Annotated in this window: 14 protein-coding genes; 13 read left to right on the forward strand and 1 reads right to left on the reverse strand. The window is 69.0% G+C overall.

Annotated features, from left to right (window positions below; all coding sequences use genetic code 11):
• Positions 1-41: 41 nt before the first annotated feature.
• From TS85_RS22755 to TS85_RS22815, 13 genes are all read left to right on the forward strand, one after another.
• Complete coding sequence (locus TS85_RS22755; protein ID WP_044335319.1) at positions 42-1,229, forward strand: CaiB/BaiF CoA transferase family protein; 1,188 nt, start codon at positions 42-44, stop codon at positions 1,227-1,229.
• Entirely contained in the window at positions 1,226-1,684 is a 459-nt protein-coding gene (locus TS85_RS22760; protein ID WP_044335320.1) for a MaoC family dehydratase, read from the forward strand. Before TS85_RS22755 ends, TS85_RS22760 begins: the two co-directional genes overlap by 4 nt.
• Before the next feature lie 3 nt (positions 1,685-1,687).
• Positions 1,688-2,707 carry a sugar ABC transporter substrate-binding protein gene (locus TS85_RS22765; protein ID WP_052508070.1) on the forward strand — a complete coding sequence of 340 codons (1,020 nt, stop codon included), beginning with the start codon at positions 1,688-1,690 and terminating at the stop codon, positions 2,705-2,707.
• Positions 2,689-4,206, forward strand: a complete 1,518-nt coding sequence (locus tag TS85_RS22770; protein ID WP_227698585.1) for a sugar ABC transporter ATP-binding protein — start codon at positions 2,689-2,691, stop codon at positions 4,204-4,206. Before TS85_RS22765 ends, TS85_RS22770 begins: the two co-directional genes overlap by 19 nt.
• Entirely contained in the window at positions 4,203-5,339 is a 1,137-nt protein-coding gene (locus tag TS85_RS22775; RefSeq protein WP_044335324.1) for an ABC transporter permease, read from the forward strand. The genes TS85_RS22770 and TS85_RS22775 overlap by 4 nt, the downstream gene beginning before the upstream one ends.
• On the forward strand, positions 5,336-6,475 hold the full coding sequence (locus TS85_RS22780) for a CaiB/BaiF CoA transferase family protein (RefSeq protein WP_044335326.1): 1,140 nt from the start codon (positions 5,336-5,338) through the stop codon (positions 6,473-6,475). The genes TS85_RS22775 and TS85_RS22780 overlap by 4 nt, the downstream gene beginning before the upstream one ends.
• Positions 6,476-6,582: 107 nt before the next feature.
• Positions 6,583-9,273 carry a TonB-dependent receptor gene (locus TS85_RS22785; RefSeq protein ID WP_155006534.1) on the forward strand — a complete coding sequence of 897 codons (2,691 nt, stop codon included), beginning with the start codon at positions 6,583-6,585 and terminating at the stop codon, positions 9,271-9,273.
• A gap of 366 nt (positions 9,274-9,639) precedes the next feature.
• Positions 9,640-10,446 carry an IclR family transcriptional regulator gene (locus TS85_RS22790; RefSeq protein ID WP_044335327.1) on the forward strand — a complete coding sequence of 269 codons (807 nt, stop codon included), beginning with the start codon at positions 9,640-9,642 and terminating at the stop codon, positions 10,444-10,446.
• Positions 10,443-11,636, forward strand: a complete 1,194-nt coding sequence (locus TS85_RS22795; RefSeq protein ID WP_044335328.1) for an extracellular solute-binding protein — start codon at positions 10,443-10,445, stop codon at positions 11,634-11,636. Before TS85_RS22790 ends, TS85_RS22795 begins: the two co-directional genes overlap by 4 nt.
• Positions 11,633-12,691, forward strand: coding sequence for a Gfo/Idh/MocA family protein (locus tag TS85_RS22800; RefSeq protein ID WP_227698586.1), 1,059 nt, complete (start codon positions 11,633-11,635; stop codon positions 12,689-12,691). The genes TS85_RS22795 and TS85_RS22800 overlap by 4 nt, the downstream gene beginning before the upstream one ends.
• On the forward strand, positions 12,692-13,423 hold the full coding sequence (locus tag TS85_RS22805; RefSeq protein WP_044335330.1) for an SDR family oxidoreductase: 732 nt from the start codon (positions 12,692-12,694) through the stop codon (positions 13,421-13,423).
• Positions 13,420-15,495, forward strand: coding sequence for a beta-galactosidase (locus TS85_RS22810; protein WP_077228895.1), 2,076 nt, complete (start codon positions 13,420-13,422; stop codon positions 15,493-15,495). The genes TS85_RS22805 and TS85_RS22810 overlap by 4 nt, the downstream gene beginning before the upstream one ends.
• A 27-nt stretch (positions 15,496-15,522) precedes the next feature.
• Positions 15,523-17,124, forward strand: a complete 1,602-nt coding sequence (locus TS85_RS22815) for an alpha-L-fucosidase (protein WP_227698587.1) — start codon at positions 15,523-15,525, stop codon at positions 17,122-17,124.
• Here TS85_RS22815 and TS85_RS22820 read toward each other — a convergent pair.
• Positions 17,111-20,476: a glycosyl hydrolase gene (locus tag TS85_RS22820; RefSeq protein WP_162184759.1), complete on the reverse strand. Its 3,366-nt coding sequence runs from the start codon at positions 20,474-20,476 to the stop codon at positions 17,111-17,113. The two genes, TS85_RS22815 and TS85_RS22820, sit on opposite strands and share 14 nt — an antisense overlap.
• Positions 20,477-20,525 lie beyond the last annotated feature (49 nt).

Below are 20,525 nucleotides of genomic sequence, written 5' to 3' on the forward strand. Positions count from 1 at the left end.
ATCCACGAATAAACAAACGCAAATGGGAGCGGATCCTGGGAATGGAATTCAACGAAGGCGCGCCCGCGTCTGTCGCGGCGTCGTTGCCGCTCGACGGGATCGTCGTGCTCGACCTGAGCCAGTTCCTCGCCGGGCCTTCCGCCGCGCTTCGGCTTGCCGATCTGGGCGCCAAGGTGATCAAGGTCGAGCGCCGCGCGGGCGGCGATGCCGGGCGGTCGCTCGAACTGGCGGGGCAGCGCTTCGGCGATGCCAGCACGCTGTTCCACACGATCAACCGCAACAAGGAAAGCTATGCCGCCGACCTCAAGGACCCCGCCGAGCGCGCGCAGGTCGAGGCGCTGGTGCGGGGTGCCGATGTGGTCATCCACAATTTCCGCCCCGGCGTGATGGACCGGCTGGGGCTGGGCTATGCGCGGATCGCCGAGCTGAACCCGCGCATCGTCTATGCCGGCGTCTCGGGCTATGGCGATACGGGCCCATGGCGCGACCGGCCGGGGCAGGACCTGCTCGTCCAGGCGCTGTCGGGGATCACGACGCTGTCGGGGGATCGCGACCAGGCGCCGACCCCTACCGCGCTGGCGATCGTCGACATGAGCGCGGGCGCGCAGCTGGCGATCGGCATCCTGTCGCTGCTCGTCCGGCGCGGGGTGACCGGGCGCGGCGGCAGGGTCGATGTCAGCCTGATCGACACCGCGATCGACCTCCAGTTCGAGCCGCTCACCGTGTTCCTCAACGGTGGTGGCGCGCCCGAGCGCGGCGAAGTGCGCAACGCCAATGTCTATCTGCCCGCGCCCTATGGCATTTACGACACCGCTGATGGGCATATCGCGCTGGCGATGATGCCGATCGATACGCTGGGCACCGTGATCGGCAATGACAGGCTCGCGGCATGGCCGGCGGCGCAATGGCTGGGCGAGCGCGACGCGATCAAGGCCGAGATCGCGGCGCATCTCGCCACCGGGACGAGCGCACACTGGCTGGCGCTGCTCGACGCGGCGGGGCTGTGGGTCGCGCCGGTACTCGACTGGCCCGCGCTGATCGCGGAGCCGGGCTTCCAGGCGCTGGATGCGATTCAGACGATCACGAGCGGAACCGAGACGATGCGGACGACGCGATCGCCGATCCGGATCGACGGGCACCGGCTGGAGGCGCCGCGCGCCGCGCCGATGCTGGGCGAGGCCAATGTGCGGATCGACTCTGAACTGCGCCATGCGGAGGGGCAGCGATGATCGTCGAGCATTATTTCGAAGACTATGTCATCGGGTCGAGCCGCGAGACGTTCGGGCGGACGATCACCGAGACCGACTTCGTCGTCCATGCCGGCCATAGCGGCGATTTCTTCCCGCACCATATGGACGCCGCATGGTGCGCCACCCAGCCGATCGGCCAGCGCATCGCGCACGGGACGCTGGTCTTCACGGTCGGGATCGGGCTGACCGCCTCGACGATCAACCCGCATGCGATGTCGACCGGCTATGACCGGCTGCGCTTCGTCCGCCCGGTGCATATCGGCGACACCATCCGCACGATCACGCGCATCGCCGAGAAGCGCGACCACCCCAAGCGCGCGACGCATGGCGTGGTGGTGGAGACCGTCGACATCCGCAACCAGCGCGACGAGACCGTGCTGGCGTGCGAGCATCTGTATCTCGTCGCGCGGCGCACGCCGCTTTCGGCGGACTGAGCGGTGCGCCGCCGCCCCCTGTTCCGTATCGCGGGCGCCGGGGCGATCCTTGCCATCGGCGCGGCGTCGGTGGCGACGCTGGCGGTGCAGGTGCGCCGCGACGCTGCGGCGCCGGTGGTGGCGGTGCGCGCCGATGCGCCGCGCTATGGGCTGGCGAGCGCCGGGCTGGGCTATCCCTTTGCCGCGGCGGTCGCCAAGGGGTTCGTCGACGCCGCCAATCGCGCGGGTGCGCAGGCGGTGGTGCTCGACGCGCGCGGCGATGTGCAGAAGCAGGCGAACGACGTTCAGGACCTCATCGTCCAGCGGGTCAAGGGACTTGCGGTCATGCCGCTGGATGCCGTCGTGGCGCAGGGCTGGGTGAAACGCGCGGGCGCGGCGGGCGTGCCGATCGCCGCCGTCGCGGCGCAGGTCGGCGATCCGCGCGCGCGGGCGATCGACGACGTCTATCCGGGCCTGGTCGCACTCGCGACGCAGGACGAAGTGACCGCGGGCGAAGCCGCCGGGCGGCTTGCCGCGACGCTGTTGCCGCGGGGGCGGCAGGCGCGGATCGCGATCATCGAGGGCGCGGCGGGCTTCCCCGAAGTCGAGCAGCGCGCGCGCGGCTTTCGCCGGGCGCTCGACGCCGCCGGCGCAGATTATCGCATCGTCGCGTCGCAGCCGGGCAACTGGACCTCGGACAAGGGCGAGGCGGCGTGCCAGAACATCCTGAGCGCGCGCCCCGACATCGACCTGTTCTTCAACGAGGCCGACGACATGCTGATCGGTTGCGCGCGCGCCGTGCGGGCTGCGGGGTCGGACGCGCGGCTGGTCGGGCTGGGCGGGTCGAAGCTCGCCGTGGCCTCGATCAAGGCGGGTGCTGTGGACGGCACGGTGTGTTTCAAGCCCGAGGCACTGGGCGCGCTGGCGTTCGAGGCGCTGCGGGCGCGGGCGGAGGGCGGCGACCCGCGCGAGCGGCGCTTTCTGACCTATCCGTTGCCCGCGGTCACCGCCGCGAGCGTCGGCCAGTGCGAGGGCCAATGGTGATGGCGCTGCTCGAGGCACAGGGCGTCGCGAAACGCTTTCCCAACGGCACCGTTGCGCTGGCGGGCGTCGATATCACGCTGGAGGCGGGGCGTGTCCATGGGCTGATCGGCGCGAACGGCGCGGGCAAATCGACCTTCATCAAGATATTGGCAGGGGTCATGCCGCCCAGCGACGGCGTGATGCTGTGGCGAGGCGAGCCCGCGCGATGGCGCAAGCCGATCGAGGCGCGCCGCGCCGGGATCGCGACGATCCAGCAGCATATCCCGCTGGTCCCGACGCTGTCGGTGCGCGAGAATATCCTGCTCGATCGCGGCGGCATGCTGCGCGAGCGTGCGGGCGATCACGACGCGGTGCGCGCGGTGCTGGCGCGGATCGAGTGCGCGATCGATCCCGAGGCGATGGTCGGCGAGCTGCGCATCGGCGACCGCCAGATGGTGGCGATCGCGCAGGCGCTGGCGAGCGGCGCCGACCTCGTCATCATGGACGAGCCGACGGCATCGCTGGCGGGGCAGGAGCGCGAGGCGGTGTACCGCATCGTCCGCCGGCTGGCGCGCGAGGAGGGGCGGGCCGTGCTGTTCATCTCGCACTTTCTCGACGAGATCGCGGCGCTTACCGACACGCTCACCGTGCTGCGTGACGGGCGCGCGGTGCTGCACGCAGAGACTGCAACGCTGAGCGAGGCCGACATCGCCGCGGCGATTGCGGGCGAACGGCTGAACGCGCTGGAGCGCAGCCCGCGTGCCGTCCCGACGGGGCCGGTGGCGCTGGAAGTGACGCGGCTCGTGACGCCGAGGCTGGCCGAGCCGATCGACCTGACGCTCCGCCGCGGCGAGATCGTCGGGGTCGCGGGGCTGCTTGGGTCGGGGCGGAGCGAATTGCTCCACGCGATCTTCGGATCGGATTCGCATGCGCGGGGCACCGTCGTGCTGGACGGCGCGCCGGTCGGGCGAAGCGCCGGGGAAGCGGTGGCGGCGGGGATGGCGCTGGTCGCCGAGGACCGCGTGGCGCAGGGGCTGGTTCCCGGCTTCGACCTGTGGCGCAATCTCAGCCTGCCGCATGCGGGGGCATCGGGCTGGCTGCTCGACGAGGATGCCGAGCGCGACGCCGCCGAGCACGCGGTCCGGCAGCTTTCGATCAAGACGGCGAGCATTGATGCGCCGGTTACCGAATTGTCCGGGGGCAATGCGCAGAAGGTGACGATCGGGCGCTGGCTCCGACCCGAGACGCGGCTGCTGCTGCTCGACGAGCCCAGCGCGGGGATCGACATCGGCGCACGGACCGAGATCATGCGGCTGATCCGCAGACTCGCCGATGACGGGTTGCCGATCCTGCTCGTCTCGTCGGACTTCGCCGAGCTTCTTGCGCTGGCCGATCGCGTGCTGGTGCTGCGCGATCGCCGCATCGTCGCGGATCGCGCGGCCGGCGACCTCGACGAGGACGCACTCATCCTGCTGGCCGGCGGTTCGCTTGCCAGCGACAACGGGGAAATCGCCGCATGACCGCACGCCCGCTTTGGCGGAACTCGCTGAGCCTGCGCGAGGCCGGCGTCTATTACGCGCTCGCGCTGCTGATGGCGGGGCTGGCGGGGTTCGCCGCCGCGCGCGGGTTGCCGCCCTATCTGTCCGCGGGGAACATGACGAACATCGCCTACCAGGCGTCGCTGGTCGGGATCATGGGCGTGGCGATGACGATCGTGCTGATCACCGGCGCGTTCGACCTTTCGGTGGCGTCGGTGGCGGCGCTGGCGGCGGCGGTGCTGATCGGGCTGGCGCCGTCGATCGGGTTTCCGCTGGCCGCGATTGCGGCGCTGGTGACCGGCGCGGCGATCGGGCTGATCAATGGCGCGATCGTCAACCTGTTGGGAATAAACGCATTTATTGTAACGCTCGGGTCGCTGACGGCGGTGCGCGGGCTCGTCCTCGCGCTCACCGACGGGCGGTCGCTGATGGTCGAGGACCCGCAGGTGCTTGCCCAGCTGCTAGCCTTCGAGAGCGGGCGGGTGGCGGCGTTCTGGCCGATGCTGGGGCTGGCTGTGGCGCTGGTGGCGCTCGGCGCGTGGCAGATCCGGCGCGCCCGCGCCGGGGGGCGCCCGGTGCGCCCGGGCGTGGCGATCGGCGGCGTGGCGATCGCGGCGCTGGCGCTGGCCGCCGGGCCGGGGCTGCTGCTGCCCAATCCGGTGCTGTACCTTGCCGCGATCACGGCGGCGGCTGCGTTCGTGCTGCGCTTCACCGTCACCGGAAGGCGGCTCTACGCCGTCGGCGGCAATGCCGAGGCGGCGCGGCTGTCGGGCATCGACGTGACTGCGTACAAGATCGGCGCGTTCGTCGTGTCGGGCGTGGCAGCGGGGTTTGCCGGCGTGTTGTTCGCCAGCCGGCTGGGCGCGATCAACCCGACTGCGCTCCAGGGCAGCGAGCTGACCGTGATCGCCGCGGCGATCCTGGGCGGCACCTCGCTGTTCGGCGGCGCGGGCAGCGTGGTGAAGACCGTGGTCGGCGCGCTGATCCTGTTCACGCTGACCAACGGGTTCAACATCCTCAATCTCGGCGCCAATTATCAGGGGCTGATCGAGGGGCTGGTGGTGATCGTCGCCGCGGCGATCTACACCGTCGGCGGGCGGAGCGCGGGGCGATGAGCGGGCCGCGACCGCTGGAGGGGCTGTTGGTCCTCGACATGGCGCAGTTCCTGGCGGGGCCGTCCGCGGCGCTCAAGCTGGGCGACCTTGGCGCGCGGGTGATCAAGATCGAGCGCCCCGGATCGGGCGATATCGGGCGCACGCTGTACCTGAGCGACACCCGCGTCGGCGGCGATTCGACGCTGTTCCACGCGATCAACCGCAACAAGCAGAGCTTTGCCGCCGATCTGAAGGACCCCGCCGACCTGGCTGCGGTCCACCGCCTGGCCGCGCAGGCCGATGTCGTGATCCAGAATTTCCGCCCCGGTGTCGCCGATCGACTGGGGATCGGCGCGGCGGCGATGCGCGCGGCGCACCCGCGGCTGATCCACGCAACCATTTCGGGCTATGGCGCCGATGGGCCCTGGGCGCATCTGCCCGGACAGGACCTGCTGGCGCAGGCGGTGTCCGGCGTGATGTGGCTCAACGGGTCGGCAGGCGACGGGCCGGTGCCGTTCGGGCTGTCGATCGCGGACATGCTGGCGGGACATGTGCTGACGCAGGGGATATTGGCGGCGCTGGTGCGGCGGGGGATCACCGGCGGGGGCGCGACGGTCGAGACGAGCCTGTTGGAGGCAATCGTCGATTTCCAGTTCGAAGTGCTCACCACGCATTTGAACGACGCGCTGCGCCCGCCGCAGCGCGCGGCGTTCAACAATGCCCATGCCTATCTCGCCGCGCCCTATGGCGTGTACGCGACCGCGGACGGCCATATCGCGATCGCGATGACGCCGCTCGCGACGCTGGCGCGGCTGCTGGAGCTGCCCGCGCTGGGCCAGTTCGCCGAGGGCTTCACCGAGCGCGACGCGATCAAGCGGATGATCGCAGCGCGGCTCGTCGAGCGTCCGACCGCGCAGTGGCTGGAGATGTTGCGCGTCGAGGACGTGTGGTGCGCGCCGGTGCTCGATTGGGAGGGGCTGCTGGCCGCCGAGGCGTTCCAGCGGCTCGACATGCTCCAGCGCGTCGAGCGCGACGGCGTCGGGCTGACCACGACGCGCAGCCCGCTGCGCATCGACGGCGCGCGGAGCAGCACCGTCGCCGCAGCGCCTGCACCGGGCGCGGACACCGCGGCGATCCGGCGCGAATTCGGGCTGTAGACGGGGCGTAGCGGGGGCCGAACTTTCCATCTTGCCAAGCGCGGCAAAACGCATATGAGTCGTTCGCATATAAAGTAATACTACACATATTAACGGGAGAGAGAGGCATGAAGGCGGAAACGCTATTGCGCGCTAGCGCATGGACTCTGGCGCTGGCGCTTGCGGCGCCGGGCCTGGCACAGGCCCAGGACGCCGCCGCAGTCGACCCAGTCACGGACGGATCGCAGGCCGCCGAGCAGGAAATCGTCGTCACCGGCATCCGCGCCAGCCTCTCCTCCGCCCAGTCGCTCAAGCGTAACGCCGACACGGTGGTCGATTCGATCGTCGCCGAGGACATCGGCAAGCTCCCCGACGTCAATGTTTCCGAAGCGCTCCAGCGCATCACCGGCATCCAGGTGCAGCGCGACGTCGGCGAAGGCGCCGGGCGCGTCCAGATCCGCGGGCTTTCGGGAGTCGAGACCACGATCAACGGGCGCGATGCGTTCACCGGGGTCGACCGCAATTTCAACCTCCAGAACCTGCCCGCCGAGCTGCTGTCGCGGCTCGACGTGTACAAGGCGCCGACCGCGAACCTGGTCGAGGGCGGGATCGGCGGCACGATCGACATCCGCACGCGGCGCCCGTTCGATTTCGACGATTCGATCGTCACCGGAAGCGCCCGCGCGCGCTATGCCGACCTTGCCAAGAAATGGGACCCGATGGTCTCGATGCTGATGAGCGATCGCTGGGACACGCCGATCGGCGAAATCGGCCTGATGGTCGCGGGTGCCTATCAACAGCGTTCGTATCGCCAGGATTACAACATCACCGGCGCGCCGGCGCCGCGCACCGACCTGATCGCCGGGCAGACGGTCAACTCGCCCAATGGCAGCTATCAGGTGCAGGTGCTGGGCCAGCGCCGCCGCGTCGGGCTGAACGGCGCGCTGCAATGGCAGCCTTCGGCCAATCTGATGCTGTACCTTGAAGGGCAATATTCGCGGTTCCGCACCGAGCAGGACCAGAATGGCCTGTTGATCCAGTCGAACCGCAACGCCGCGCAGCCGACGCAGCGCGTGCCCGTCGCGGGGAGCTTCACGACCTTTGCCGGCACCAACGACCTAGCCACCGGATCGTATCTCAACCAGCCCTTCACGCTGCTCGGCGTCTCGCGCGACCTGCTCGACGAGAACCAGACCTATGCGTTCGGCGGCGAATGGCACAATGACGGCGGGCTCAAGGCGTCGTTCGACCTGAGCTATGACAAATCCTATTCGGAGCTCGATTATCGCGAGCTCGACCTCCTCGGCGTCGCGCCGCGCTATAACCAGAACCTGACCACCGAAGTCCCGTCGTACAGCCTGGAGGGGATCGACCTGACCAACCTGGCGAATTTCACCGCCGGGTCGCTCACCCAGAATGTGAACCAGTCCTATGGCAAGCAATATGCCGGGCGGCTGGACCTGACCTACGACCTTCCCGAGGGCTTTTTGTCGCAGATCGCGGGCGGCGTGCGCTATGCCGATCGCTCGGCGATCTTCTATCCGACGCGCTTCTTCCAGTCGCCGGTGCGCAACAGCTCGGCCAATGTCGCCGACTTCATCGTGCGGAATCCTGTAAACGACTTCTTCCAGTCGGGCGCCGACGGCGTGTCGTTCCCGCAGAATTTCCTGGTCGCCAATCCGGATGCGCTGCGCACCAATTTCGATACGATCCGCACCTCGCTCGGCATCACTGCGCTGCCTGCGATCACGCCGCTGGGCATTTTCGACATCACCGAAAAGACGCTCGCGGCCTATGCGATGGCCAAATACCGGTTCGAGATCGGCGGCGTGCCGATCGACGGCAATGTCGGGCTGCGCATGGTCAATTTCCGGGGCACGCTGACCGGCAATACCCCGACCTTCGAAACGGTGACCGATCCCGTTACCGGCGCGGTCAGCCGTCGCCAGACCGGGTTCTCGCCGATCAACGAGACGCCGAAGCGCACCGACTGGCTGCCCAGCTTCAACCTGCGCGCGCGTTTCACCGACGAACTCCAGCTTCGGCTGGGTGCGTCGCGTGTGCTGACGCGGCCGGGCTTCTCGTCGCTGACCCCGTCGCTGACCCTGGTGCCGGCACAGGGCGCCGGATCGGGCGGCAATCCGTTCCTGACGCCGTTCACCGCCGACCAGGTCGACGCCTCGCTCGAATATTATTTCTCGCGCACGGGATCGGTGTCGATCGCCGGATTCTACAAATGGGTGAACGCCTTCACCTCGACCAGCGTCGAGACCAATGTCGATATCGGCGGAATCCTGTACAACATCACCCGCCCGGTAAATAGCGGCAAGGGCTTTGTCCGCGGCTTCGAAGTGGGCGGGCAGACGTTCTTCGACTTCCTGCCCGGTGCGTTGAGCGGGTTCGGCGCGCAGGCGAACTACACCTTCGTCGATTCGGAGACGCCGACGCTGCTGAACGGCGACCCGACGCCGCTGACCAGCCTGTCCAAGCACAGCTACAATGTGTCGGCACTGTACGAGAAATACGGGTTGTCGGCGCGCGTGGCGTATAATTGGCGGTCGAAGTTCCTCGAGGGCATCTTCGCCGGGGCGACCGTCGCCGGCGCCACGGCGATCCCGCCGGGCCCGATCTATCGCAAGGGCTATGGCTGGCTCGACGCGTCGATCAATTACGACGTTTCGCCCGCCTTCACGCTCACGCTGGAGGGCAGCAACCTGCTACGCACGCGGCGCGCGAGCTATTACACCTTCGAGACCCGGTTCAACGACCAGACGATCGACGATCGCCAGTTCATGGCCGGCTTCCGCTTCAAATTCTGAGCTTTCCCTCGCGCGGGGCTCCCCGCGCGGCGCGCGCCCTCCCAAGGCACCCTCTCCGGCCCGGACCCCAGCGTCCGGGCCATTTTTTTCAGGTCGACGGGGGCGAGCGCCGCGCGAAAATAGGTTTGACAGCGTTCATTTGCAAACTTAGCGTGTGTCCATAAACAATATGAACGAAGTGAGGAGAGAATGGCGGCGGCGCTCGGCCCGAGTCACGCGGATGCGATCGGCAGGCCCCTGCGCGGCGTGTCGGCGCAGCGCGGCGCCCGGCGCACCCCCACTCGGCTGGACTTGGCTCCGATGGCTCCTAGTGTCTGCGCCATTGCGCGCCGGGCACGTCGTCCGCGCGCCCCGGAGACTCATTGGATGAACCCCGAAACTGCCCCCGCAGCCGAGGAAAAGCGGCTCAAATATTCGGTTCCCGCGCTCGAAAAGGGGCTCGATATCCTAGAATATCTGTCCGAGCAGGCCGTGCCGATGACGCAGGCGCAGCTCGCGCGCGCATTGCGCCGCCAGCCGGGCGAGCTGTTCCGGATGCTCGCCTGCCTCGAAGGGCGCGGCTATCTCCACCGCGATCCCGCGGCGGGGGGCTATTCGCTTACGCTGCGGCTGTTCGAATTGTCGCGGACGCACAGCCCGCACGAGGCGCTGCTGCGCGCGGCGCGGCCATTGATGCGCGCGCTGGCCGACGATATCCGCGAATCCTGCCACCTGAGCGTCCTGCATCGCGGCGAGCTGGTGGTGCTGGCGCAGGAGGAGAGCCCCGAGCCGTTCCGCCTGTCGATCGAAGTGGGATCGCGCCATTCGCCGATGCGCACGACGTCGGGACGCGTGCTGCTCGCCGCGCTGGATCGCGAGCAGCGCGCCGAGATACTGGGCCGCCAGCGCGAGTGGAAGGCGATGGCGGCGGCCGACAAGAGCGCGTTCGACGCGCGGCTGGAGGCGATCCGCGCGGCGGGGCTGGACCAGTCGCTGGGCGAGCGGTTTGCGGGCAGCGCCGATATCGGCGTGCTGGTGGGCCGACCGAGCACGTCGATCACCGCGGCGCTGACCGTGGCGCGGCTGGTCGAGGCGGGGGGCGAGGACGGGCTGGACCGCGTGCGCGGGGCGCTGCTCCACTGCGCGGCGACGATCTCGCACGATGCCGGCATCGGGGCAGTCGCGGTCGGATGACGGAGAAGCGGCTTCGCATCGCGGTCCGCCGCTTCGATCCGTTCGAGCGGGCGATCGCGCGCCAGTTCGCGGACTTTGCCGCGGTGGCGGGCGTGGATGCCGCGATCGACATCGTGCCGATGGAGCTGAACGCGCTGCATGCCACGCTGTTCACCGAGCGAGGGCTTGGCGATGGCAGCTTCGACATCGCGTTCCTCAACACCGACTGGCTGGCCGAGGCGCAGGCGGGCGGGCTGATCGAGGATCTGGCGCCGTGGCTGGAAAAGGCGCCGATCGCTGATTTTCCGGAGGCGTGGAGCCCGTCGCTTACGGGGTTGCAGCGCTTCTCCGGCGGGTTTTGGGGGATGCCGTACCATGACGGGCCCGAATGCCTGATCTACCGCCGGGACCTGCTCGAACAGGCGGGGCTCGACGTGCCGCAGAGCTGGGAGGCGTTCCATGACGCCGCGCGGGCGCTGGACGATCCGGCGAACGGCGTCAGCGGCACCGTGCTTGCGCTGTTTCCCGACGGGCATAACGGTTTCTACGATTTCTGCATCCACATCTGGTCGCGCGGCGGGGCGCCGTTCGATGCGGCTGGGCGTCCGTGCTTTGTCGGGGCCGAGGCGGAGGCGGCGCTGGATTTTCTCCGCACGCTGGCGCGCGATCGCGGCGCGGTGCCCGTCGATTGCGCCGATCTGGACAGCGTCGCGGCGGGGCTGCGCTTCTGCGAGGGGCGCGTGGCGATGATGGCGAACTGGTTCGGATTCGCGGCGCTGGGCGAGGCGGCGGACAGCCCGGTGCGCGGGCGGATCGATGTCGCGCCGCTGCCCAAGGGAGCGGGCGGCGAGAGCGTCTCGCTCAACGTGTTCTGGGTGCTGGCGATCGGCGCGGGGAGCGCGAACAAGCCGATGGCGTGGGATTTCCTGCGCCACTGCGCGACCGCGGCGATGGACCGGATCACCACCGACGAAGGCGCGATCGGCGTGCGGCGTTCGACCTGGGCCGATCCGGACGTGAACGCGCGCGTGCCCTATGCGCACCGGCTCGACTGGCTGCACGCGCATGCCCGGCATATCCCGGTGCGCCCGGACATTGTCGCGATCAGCGCGATCGTCGACGACATGATCGGCGCGGCGATCGGCAGCGACCGCCCGACACGCGATCTGCTCGCCGAGGCGCAGGCGCGGGCCGAGGCGCTGGCAGGGTGAGCGAGACGCCGCTCCGCCAGCGCTGGGCGATGCCCGCGGCGCCGCGCCCGATCGTGATATTGGGCACCGGCGGGATCGTTCGCGACGCGCATCTTCCCGCCTATCGCAGCGCAGGGTTCGAGGTCGCCGGGCTGTACGACCGCGACGTCGCCCGCGCCGAGGCGCTGGCGGCGGAATGGGGCATTGCGCGGGTGTTCGGATCGGTCGAGGAGGCCGTGGCGTGTGACGCGGTGTTCGACATCGCCGCGCCGCCGACAGCGCATGCCGAGCTGCTGGGCGCATTGCCGCGCGGCGCAGTGGCGCTGATCCAGAAGCCGTTCGGGCGCGACCTGGCGATGGCGACGGCGCTGCGCGACCTGGCGCATGCGCGCGGGCTGACCGTTGCGGTGAATTTCCAGTTGCGGTTCGCGCCGATGATGCTCGCGCTGCGCGACGCGCTGGCGCGTGGGCATTTCGGGACGCTGACCGAGATCGAAGTGCATCTGAACCTCGTCACGCCATGGCATTTGTTCCCGCATCTACGCGCCGATGCGCGGGTCGAGATCCTCAGCCACTCGATCCATTATCTCGACGCGATCCGGGCGCTCGCCGGAAGCCCGGCGGCGGTGTTCGCGCGCTCCTATGGCCATCCGTCGAGCGCGCTTGCGCCGACCCGGACCAGCGCGATCCTCGATTATGGCGACATGCTGCGCGTCACGCTGTCGATCAACCACCATCATGATTTCGGGCGCCGCTTTCAGGACGCCAGCTTTCGCGTCGAGGGGAGCGACGGCGCGGCGATGGTCAAGCTGGGCGTGTTGCTCGACTATCCGACCGGCGAGCCCGACGAATTGTGGCTGGCGCGGCGCGGCGGCGACTGGGCGCAGCTGCCGCTGGCGGGCGGATGGTTTCCCGACGCCTTTGTCGGCCCGATGGCCAATCTCCAGCGCTTCGCCGCGGGCGAGGATGCCGTGCTGGAAACGCATGTCGACGATGCCTGGCGCACGATGGCGCTGGTCGAGGCCTGTTACCAATCGATGGACCTGGCCGGAATGCCGGTCGCTGGGAGCGAATAGATGACGCAATTGAACGGTCGCACGGTGCTGGTCACCGCCGCGGCCCAGGGTATCGGCCGCGCCTCCGCGCTGGCGTTCGCAGCGGCGGGCGCCGACGTCGTTGCAACCGACATCGACGAGGCCCGGCTGGAGGACCTCGCGGGGCTCCCCCGTATCCGGACCGAGCGGCTCAACGTGCTCGACGATGTCGCGGTCGACCGGCTGTTCGACGCGATCGAGGGCGTCGACATCCTCTTCAACTGCGCCGGGGTGGTCCATGACGGCGCGGTTGCCGAGATGACCGACAACGACCTCGATTTCGCGTTCGACCTCAACGTCAAGGCGATGGTCCGCACGATTCGCGCGGCATTGCCGTACATGATCCGTAAGCGCGACGGCGCGATCGTCAACATGGCGTCGGTGGCGTCGAGCGTGAAGGGCGTGCCCAATCGCTGCGCCTATTCGGTGACCAAGGCGGCGGTGGTCGGGCTGACCAAGTCCGTTGCTGCGGATTATGTTGCGCACAATATCCGCTGCAACGCGATCTGCCCCGGCACCGTCGACACCCCCTCGCTCAACCAGCGCATCGCCAAGGCGGGGACGCTGGAGGAAACGCGGGCAGCATTCGTCGCGCGCCAGCCGATCGGGCGGTTCGGATCGCCCGAGGAGATTGCCGACCTGGCCGTCTATCTGGCGGGCGCCGGATATACGACGGGGCAGATCCATGTGATCGACGGCGGATGGACCGCATGAGGCGCGGTCTCTTCGCGATCGCGATCGCACTGGCCGCCGCCGTGACTCCCGCGACCGCGGCGCCGCACCAGGCGCGTTCTGCGCCCACGGTCCAGTCCGAGCGGCTATGGCTGGGTTCGGCCTGGTATCCCGAGCAATGGCCCGAGGAGGCGTGGGAACAGGACCTGATCCTGATGAAGCGCCACGGCGCCAATGTCGTGCGGATCGGCGAATTCGCCTGGGCACGGATGGAGCCCGAGGAGGGGCGCATCGACCTCGACTGGCTGGCGCGGGCCGTGGCGCTGGCGCGCAAGCACGGGTTGAAGGTGGTGTTGTGTACGCCGACCAACACGCCCCCCGCCTGGCTGACCACGCGCTATCCCGACACGCTGCGGATCGACGGTGCGGGGGTGCAGCTGGGCCATGGCGGGCGGCGCCAATTCTCGATCGCCAGCCCGCGCTACCGCGAATTCTCGCGCAAGATCGTTGCGGCGATGGCGGAGCGCTTTGGGCGCGATCCCGATGTGATCGGGTGGCAGATCGACAATGAATATACCGACGAATCCTATGATCCGGCAGCGCGCGCGGCATGGGGCGCGTGGCTGAAGGCGCGGTTCGGGACGCTGGACGCGCTCAACGCCGCATGGACGACGCAATATTGGTCGCAGACCTATAGCGACTGGACGCAGGTGCCGTTCAACGACCGGCCGGGCAATCCCGGCTGGATGCTCGAGCTGAAGCGCTTCATCACTGCGACCTGGGTCGATTTCCAGAAGAACCAGCTCGACGCGATCCGCGCGCGGGCGCGAAACGGGCAGTTCGTCACCACCAATCTGGGCGGGCTGGGCTGGGCGAACCGGTTCGATCGCTACGCCATCAACCGCGACCTCGATATGGCGTCGTGGGACAATTATGTCGGCACCGGCCATCTCGAGCCCTATCGCAACGGTGCCACCCATGACCTGGCCCGCGGATGGAAGCGGCGCAATTTCTGGGTGATGGAGGCGCAGCCGGGGTTCGTGAACTGGGCGGGCGTGTCGAACATCCTCGATCGCGGCGAGACCCGCGCGATGGCGTGGCACATGGTCGGGCACGGCGCCGACGCCGTGCTGTGGTGGCAATGGCGACCGGCGCTCAACGGGCAGGAGCAATATCACGGATCTCTGCTCGGTCCCGACGGCGCGCCCTTGCCCTTTTACGCCGAGGCCGCCGAACTGGGGCGCGATTTCGCCAAGGCATCGCCGGATGTCGCGGGCACCCAGCCGGTGTCGCAGGTCGCGATCCTCCAGGATTATGACAGCCGCTGGGCGATCGATTTCCAGCTGCACCATCGCGATTACGACCAGATTAAGCTGCTGCTCGATTATTATCGCCCGCTCAAGGACCGGCTGGGCGCGGTCGACATCGTCGAGGCGGCGGGGCCGCTGGATGGGTATCGCATCGCCTTTGCGCCGAGCCTGAACCTCATCACCGAGGCGATGGCGACGCGGCTCAGCGCCTGGGTGCGCGGCGGCGGGCACCTGGTCCTCGGTCCGCGATCGGGGATGAAGGACGCGTATAACCGGCTGACCGTGCAGCGCCAGCCGGGGCCGCTGGCCGAGCTGCTGGGCGGGCGCGTCGAGCAATTCTATGCGCTGGACGAACAGGTGCCGGTGACCGACGCGGCGGGCGGCGCGACTGCGCGGATCTGGGCCGAGCAGTTGTCGGTCAAGGCGCCCGATACGCAGGTGCTGATGCGCTATGGCGCCGCCAATGGCTGGCTCGACGGCGAGCCCGCCGCGATCACCCGCGCGGTGGGCGAGGGGCGGATCACTTATCTCGGCACGATGCTCGACGAGGTGGCGATGCGCCGCTTCGTCGAGGGACAGATGCAGGCGGCGGGCGTCGCGATGCTCGATCGGCTGCCCGAAGGCGTCGAGCGGATGACCCGCACCGGCAAGGATCGCGAGATCACGATCCTGGTCAACCACGGCAAGACCCCGCGCACCATCGCGCTGCCGACGCCGCTGCGCGACGTGCTGAAGGGCGGGACCGTAAGCGAGGTCGCGCTGGGCGCCTATGGCGTCGCGGTGCTCGGCACGCGGCGCCGCTGAACCCTGTAATTGGAGAAGGATATGCCGATGCGCCCCTGGATGCGCCTGTCGCTCGTCACCGCAGCGTCGCTGCTCGCCGTTCAAGCGGCATCGGCGCAGACCTACAAGACCGAAGCCGTCGACCGGCAGGTCGCCGCAGTCGAGGCCAAGCTGAAGCGTGGTACGTTGAAGCCCGACTGGGAGTCGCTGGGCGGGTTCCGCGCGCCTGAATGGTTTCGCGACGCCAAGTTCGGCATCTTCATCCATTGGGGCCCCTATGCGGTGCCGGGGTTCGCGAACGAATGGTATTCGCGCAACATGTATGTGCCGGGGAACACGGCCTTCACCTATCACCAGAATGTGTACGGGCCGCAGTCGCGCTTTGGCTACAAGGATTTCATTCCGCAGTTCAAGGCGGAGCGGTTCGATCCCGCGGGGTGGATCGCGCTCTTCAAACAGGCAGGCGCGCGCTATGTGATCCCGGTCGCCGAGCACTGCGACGGCTTTGCGATGTACGCCAGCGGCATGACCGACTGGAACGCGGTCGCGATGGGGCCGAAGCGTGACGTGACCGGCGAGCTGGCCCAGGCGACGCGCGCGGCGGGGCTGCATTTCGGGCTGTCGTCGCACCGCGCCGAACATTATTGGTGGTATAATGCCGGTCGCGGCTATGACAGCGACGTCAACGATCCGCGCTATGCCGGGCTCTATGGCCCCGCCGCGCCGCGCACGCTGCCCGCCGACAGCCCCGACAGCGAACCGCATCCGAGCCATCTGGAGAATTGGCAGCCGCCCGACGACGCCTTTCTGCGCGACTGGCTGGCGCGATCGACCGAGCTGGTCGACAAATATCATCCCGAGCTGATCTATCTCGACTGGTGGACGATGGCGCCGCGCTTCGACCCCTATCTGCGCAAGCTCACCGCCTATTATTACAACGAGGCCAAGGCACGCGGGCAGGGGCCGGCGATCACGTACAAGGGCGAGCATTTCCCCGCCAACGCCGCGTTGCTCGACATCGAGCGCGGCAAGCTCGATTCGATGCGGCTGCTGCCGTGGCAGACCGATACCTCGGTCAGCATCGGCAGCTGGGGCTATGCCCAGAACGACCGCTATCGCACCGCCAAGTCGCTGGTCGGCGACCTGATCGACATCGTGTCGAAGAACGGCAATCTGCTGCTCAATGTCGGCCCGCGCGCCGATGGCACGATTCCGGAAGAGGCGGCGAGCGTGCTGCGCGGAATCGGCGCGTGGCTGGCGGTGAACGGCGAGGCGATTTACGATACGCGGCCATGGAAATATTATGGCGAAGGCACGACCTTTGCCGCCACCGGCGAGAAGTCGGAAAGCGCGAACAAGACGTTCACGTCGTCCGACATCCGCTTCACGACGCGCGGCGAGACGCTGTACGCGATGGGGCTCGATCGCCCGGCGGATGGGCGCGTGCTGATCAAGACGCTGTACGCCGGCACCCCCTATCTGGAGCGCCCGATCGCCTCGATCGAAGTGCTGGGCGGAAGCGCCGTCGCGTGGCAGCAGACCGCCAAGGGGCTGGCGATAACGCTTCCGGCCGCAAACGACGCGGAGCGCATGCCCTATGCGCTCCGCATCCGCTTCGCCCCCGGCGGACGGGCGGTCAGCGCCCGCTGACGCGGGTCACGGTGCGGGTGAGGACCCGCACCGGGCCGAGCAGCCCAGCGGGATCGAGCGTCGCGCCCTCGCCGCCGGGCAGCCAGGGCTGGCCCTTGCGCAGCATCGGGACGACATGGCTGACGCGCGCGTCCTCGGGCTTGCCATGGTCGCCGATCAGCCGGTTGCGCCAGGTGTTGGCGACATCGATCTCGATCGTCACGCGTCCGCCCAGCCCGGCGGGCAGCACGAGTTGGAAGGGCGGGCGCCACGCATAGCCGATCTGGCGCCCGTCGATCCGCACCGTTGCCAGATTGGCCACCGCGCCCAGATCGAGCACCAGCTCGCGGTCGGCGCGGGCGGGGGGCAGGTGGAGCGTGGTCGCATAGGTCGCGACGCCCGAATAGAAGCGCAGTTCGGGCGGCTCCAGCTCGGTCCAGGACCGCAGGCGATCGAGCCGCACCGTGCGGGGTTGCGGCAGCCGCTCGGCGAAGCGCAGCGTCCAGGGGCCGGGCACGGCGATCGGGCTGCCGGTGTCGGCGATCCGATCGATCCCGCGCCCGGTGCGGCGGAAGCGCGCGGCGGGCGTGGCGAGATCGGCGACCGGGCGCCCTGGATAGGTCCCCGCGAACAGCAGGAACGCCGATCCGCCAGGATCGAGCGCGACGGGCACTTGCGTCGCGCCGCCCTCTTCGCGCCATGCGCCCGCCGCCTCAATCGTACCGCGATCGGCGTCCCAGAGCTCGGGCGCCGCGCCGGTGCTGCGGAATTGGCCTACGAAGCGCACCGCATGGTCGGAGGGGTTGAACAGGAAGAACATCGCCCAGCCGGGGCCGCGACGATGGGTCCATTCGATGCGATCGACGCCCTCCGCGACGAATGCGGGCGTGCCGAGCAATGCGGCGAGGTCGGCGGTTTCCGCGATCCGTCCGCTGCCCCACAGATCGGCGACGATCGCCGCCAGCCGCGCGGCGCCCGCGCTGCCGCTCTCGAGCCCGGGAAGCCGGGTGGGGCGCGGGCCGATCACGGTGGCGCCGTCGGCGACGAGCTGCGCAATCCGTTCGGCGAGCGGCAGCGTCATCCGGCCGCCGGGGGGCAGCACCAGCACGCGGTACGATGCGCCGCCCGGAAGCGTGATGCGCCCGTCGCGCACCGTGGCGAGGCGGAGCAGCGCGTCGCGGTTGATCGAATCATAGGCGAAGCCCGCGGGCAGCGCGGGCACCAGCGCCCGCGGCATCAGCGCGCGCGTCGGAATGTCCTCGCCGATGAAATAGGCGATGTCGGCGACGGCGCTCCCGGCCTGGAGCAGCGCCTGGGCGCGGACGACATAATCGCGCCAGCCCTGGGCCGGTTTCCACCAGCTTTGCTGCGCAGCAAAATGCGAGCCGATGCCGTTGAGCGTCATTCCCGGCGCGCGATCGGGCCAGGGTTGCTGCGCCCAGACATGGAGGTGGAGGTGGTTGATCCCCTCGCAGAAAACATGGTCGCCGATCCGCTTGAACAGATAGGGATGCTCGCGCCAGGTCATCAGCCCCTGGGTGAAGGATTCGGCGCCGACGATCTTGTTGCCATAGATGCGCGCGCCGGAGACCGCGTCCTTAATGTCGTTCGGCTTGTCGTTGCGCGGGGTATCGACCCAGAATTCACCCATCGGCTCGTCGACATGGCGCGCATAATCGAGCCCGTCGGCGAGGAAGGTGGGGCTTTGCGGCTCGCCGCTGAACCGGCAGCCGCGGGCATGCGCCATCTCGGCGACGGGGGCGTAGAAATTGTCGCGCGCCAGCTCCGCGATCGTGCGGCGCAGATCGAACAGGAAGCCTTCGCTCGCCTCCATCGACTCGACCGGGACCCCGGCCATCGTCGCCAGCCAGGGCAGCAGGGCATAGCCGCGCATCCGCGCGAAATCGGCAGGGAAGGCAGGCGACCAATTCTGGGTATGCGCTTCCCAGCTGTCGACATGCACGGTCTTCAGCACGCGCCGGCCCACGGGGCCCAGCCGGTCGAGCGCGCGGCCGAACCAGCTTTCGAACTGGAGCCGGGCGGCCTCGGGATTGAAGCGATCGCATTCGAGCCCCTCGCCCAGCCCGGCGGCGGCGTTCTTCTTGCCGGTGGTGGTGCAGCCGAACCGCAGGATGCGCCAGCGCCCCGGCGGCGCGCGCCAGCGCAGGCGACCATCGGCATCCATGGCGTGCGTCAGGTCGACCAAGGCAGCGCGCGGGACGCAGGACGCGGGGGGCAGCACCGCATCGTCGATCCGGCGGCTGCGGCCCCAGGCGGCGCCCGACTTGATCGGGAGATGGTGGATCATGGGCATCGACGACAAATGTAGCCCGGTCAGCCGCAGCGCGGTTTCCTGGCCGAAATCCTGGTTCTCGTCATAGTCGAACGGCCCCTCGGGCCGGTGAACGAAGCGGAAGGCGCGGGCAGTGGTCTCCGGTACGGCGTGGGTCAGTGTGGTCAGGTCGGTCTGCCAGCCATGCCCCGGATAATCGAGCCGTCCGACCGGGCGCCATGTGCTGTCATCGTCGCTCGCCTCGATCCACAGGCTGTTCGCGGCGCGCAGCACGCCGGTTGCAAAGCCGGTCTTTGCCGCAGGGGTGCGGACCGTGACCGAGCGCAGCGTGAACGGGCGGGCGAAGCGATAGTCGATCGACCCGCCCTGTCCGGTGTCGATCAGCACCGCTTCATTGGCGGGATCGGCGAGTGCGGCGGGATTGGCCAGCGGCAGGTCGCTGACGATCGTCGCCGCGCCGCCCGCGCTGCTCGCTTCCCATTCGGGGGCGATGGGCACTGCGACCACCGCGACGTCGCGATGATAGCCAAGCCGGACCTCGCCGGTGGGAAGCGCCACGTCGATGCTGCGTCCGCCATCGACGCGGACCTCGCCCCAGACGAGATGCTGCATCGACAATTCGGGGGTGATCCACGGCCCGCTGGCGGTCGCCCAGCCGTCGCACATGTTCATCGCCAGCTCGACGCCGAGCCGATCCGCCTCGGTCGCGGCGTGTTCGACCATGTCCCACCAGATTGGCGTGAGCGCGTCGGCGGGGGGCGACACCTGCGGAGTCTTGCCGCTCTTGCCGATGCTGAACATCGTCGCGCGCCCGATGCCGCCGTCGCGCATCGCGGTCAGGTCGGCGGTGATCCCCACCTTGGTCACCGCACCGCCCATCCAATACCAATAGGCCGCGAGCTTTGCCGCGTGCGGCGGGTTGCGCCAGCGCTCGGCAAGCTCGGGGACCGCGCTGTCGAGCGTGGGGGACGCGGCGCCGCCTGCGCGCACCTCGACCGGGAGCGCCGCGGACAGCGCCAGGGCGCCGCCGCCCGCCATCAACTCGCGTCGCCCGATACCGGAGTGCCTGATGCCGCTCAAATCCGCTCGCTCCTTGCTTCCGGCTTGCCATGAGCGAGGCCGGTCTTTA

This window comes from Sphingomonas hengshuiensis (assembly GCF_000935025.1).
GTDB lineage: Bacteria > Pseudomonadota > Alphaproteobacteria > Sphingomonadales > Sphingomonadaceae > Sphingomonas > Sphingomonas hengshuiensis.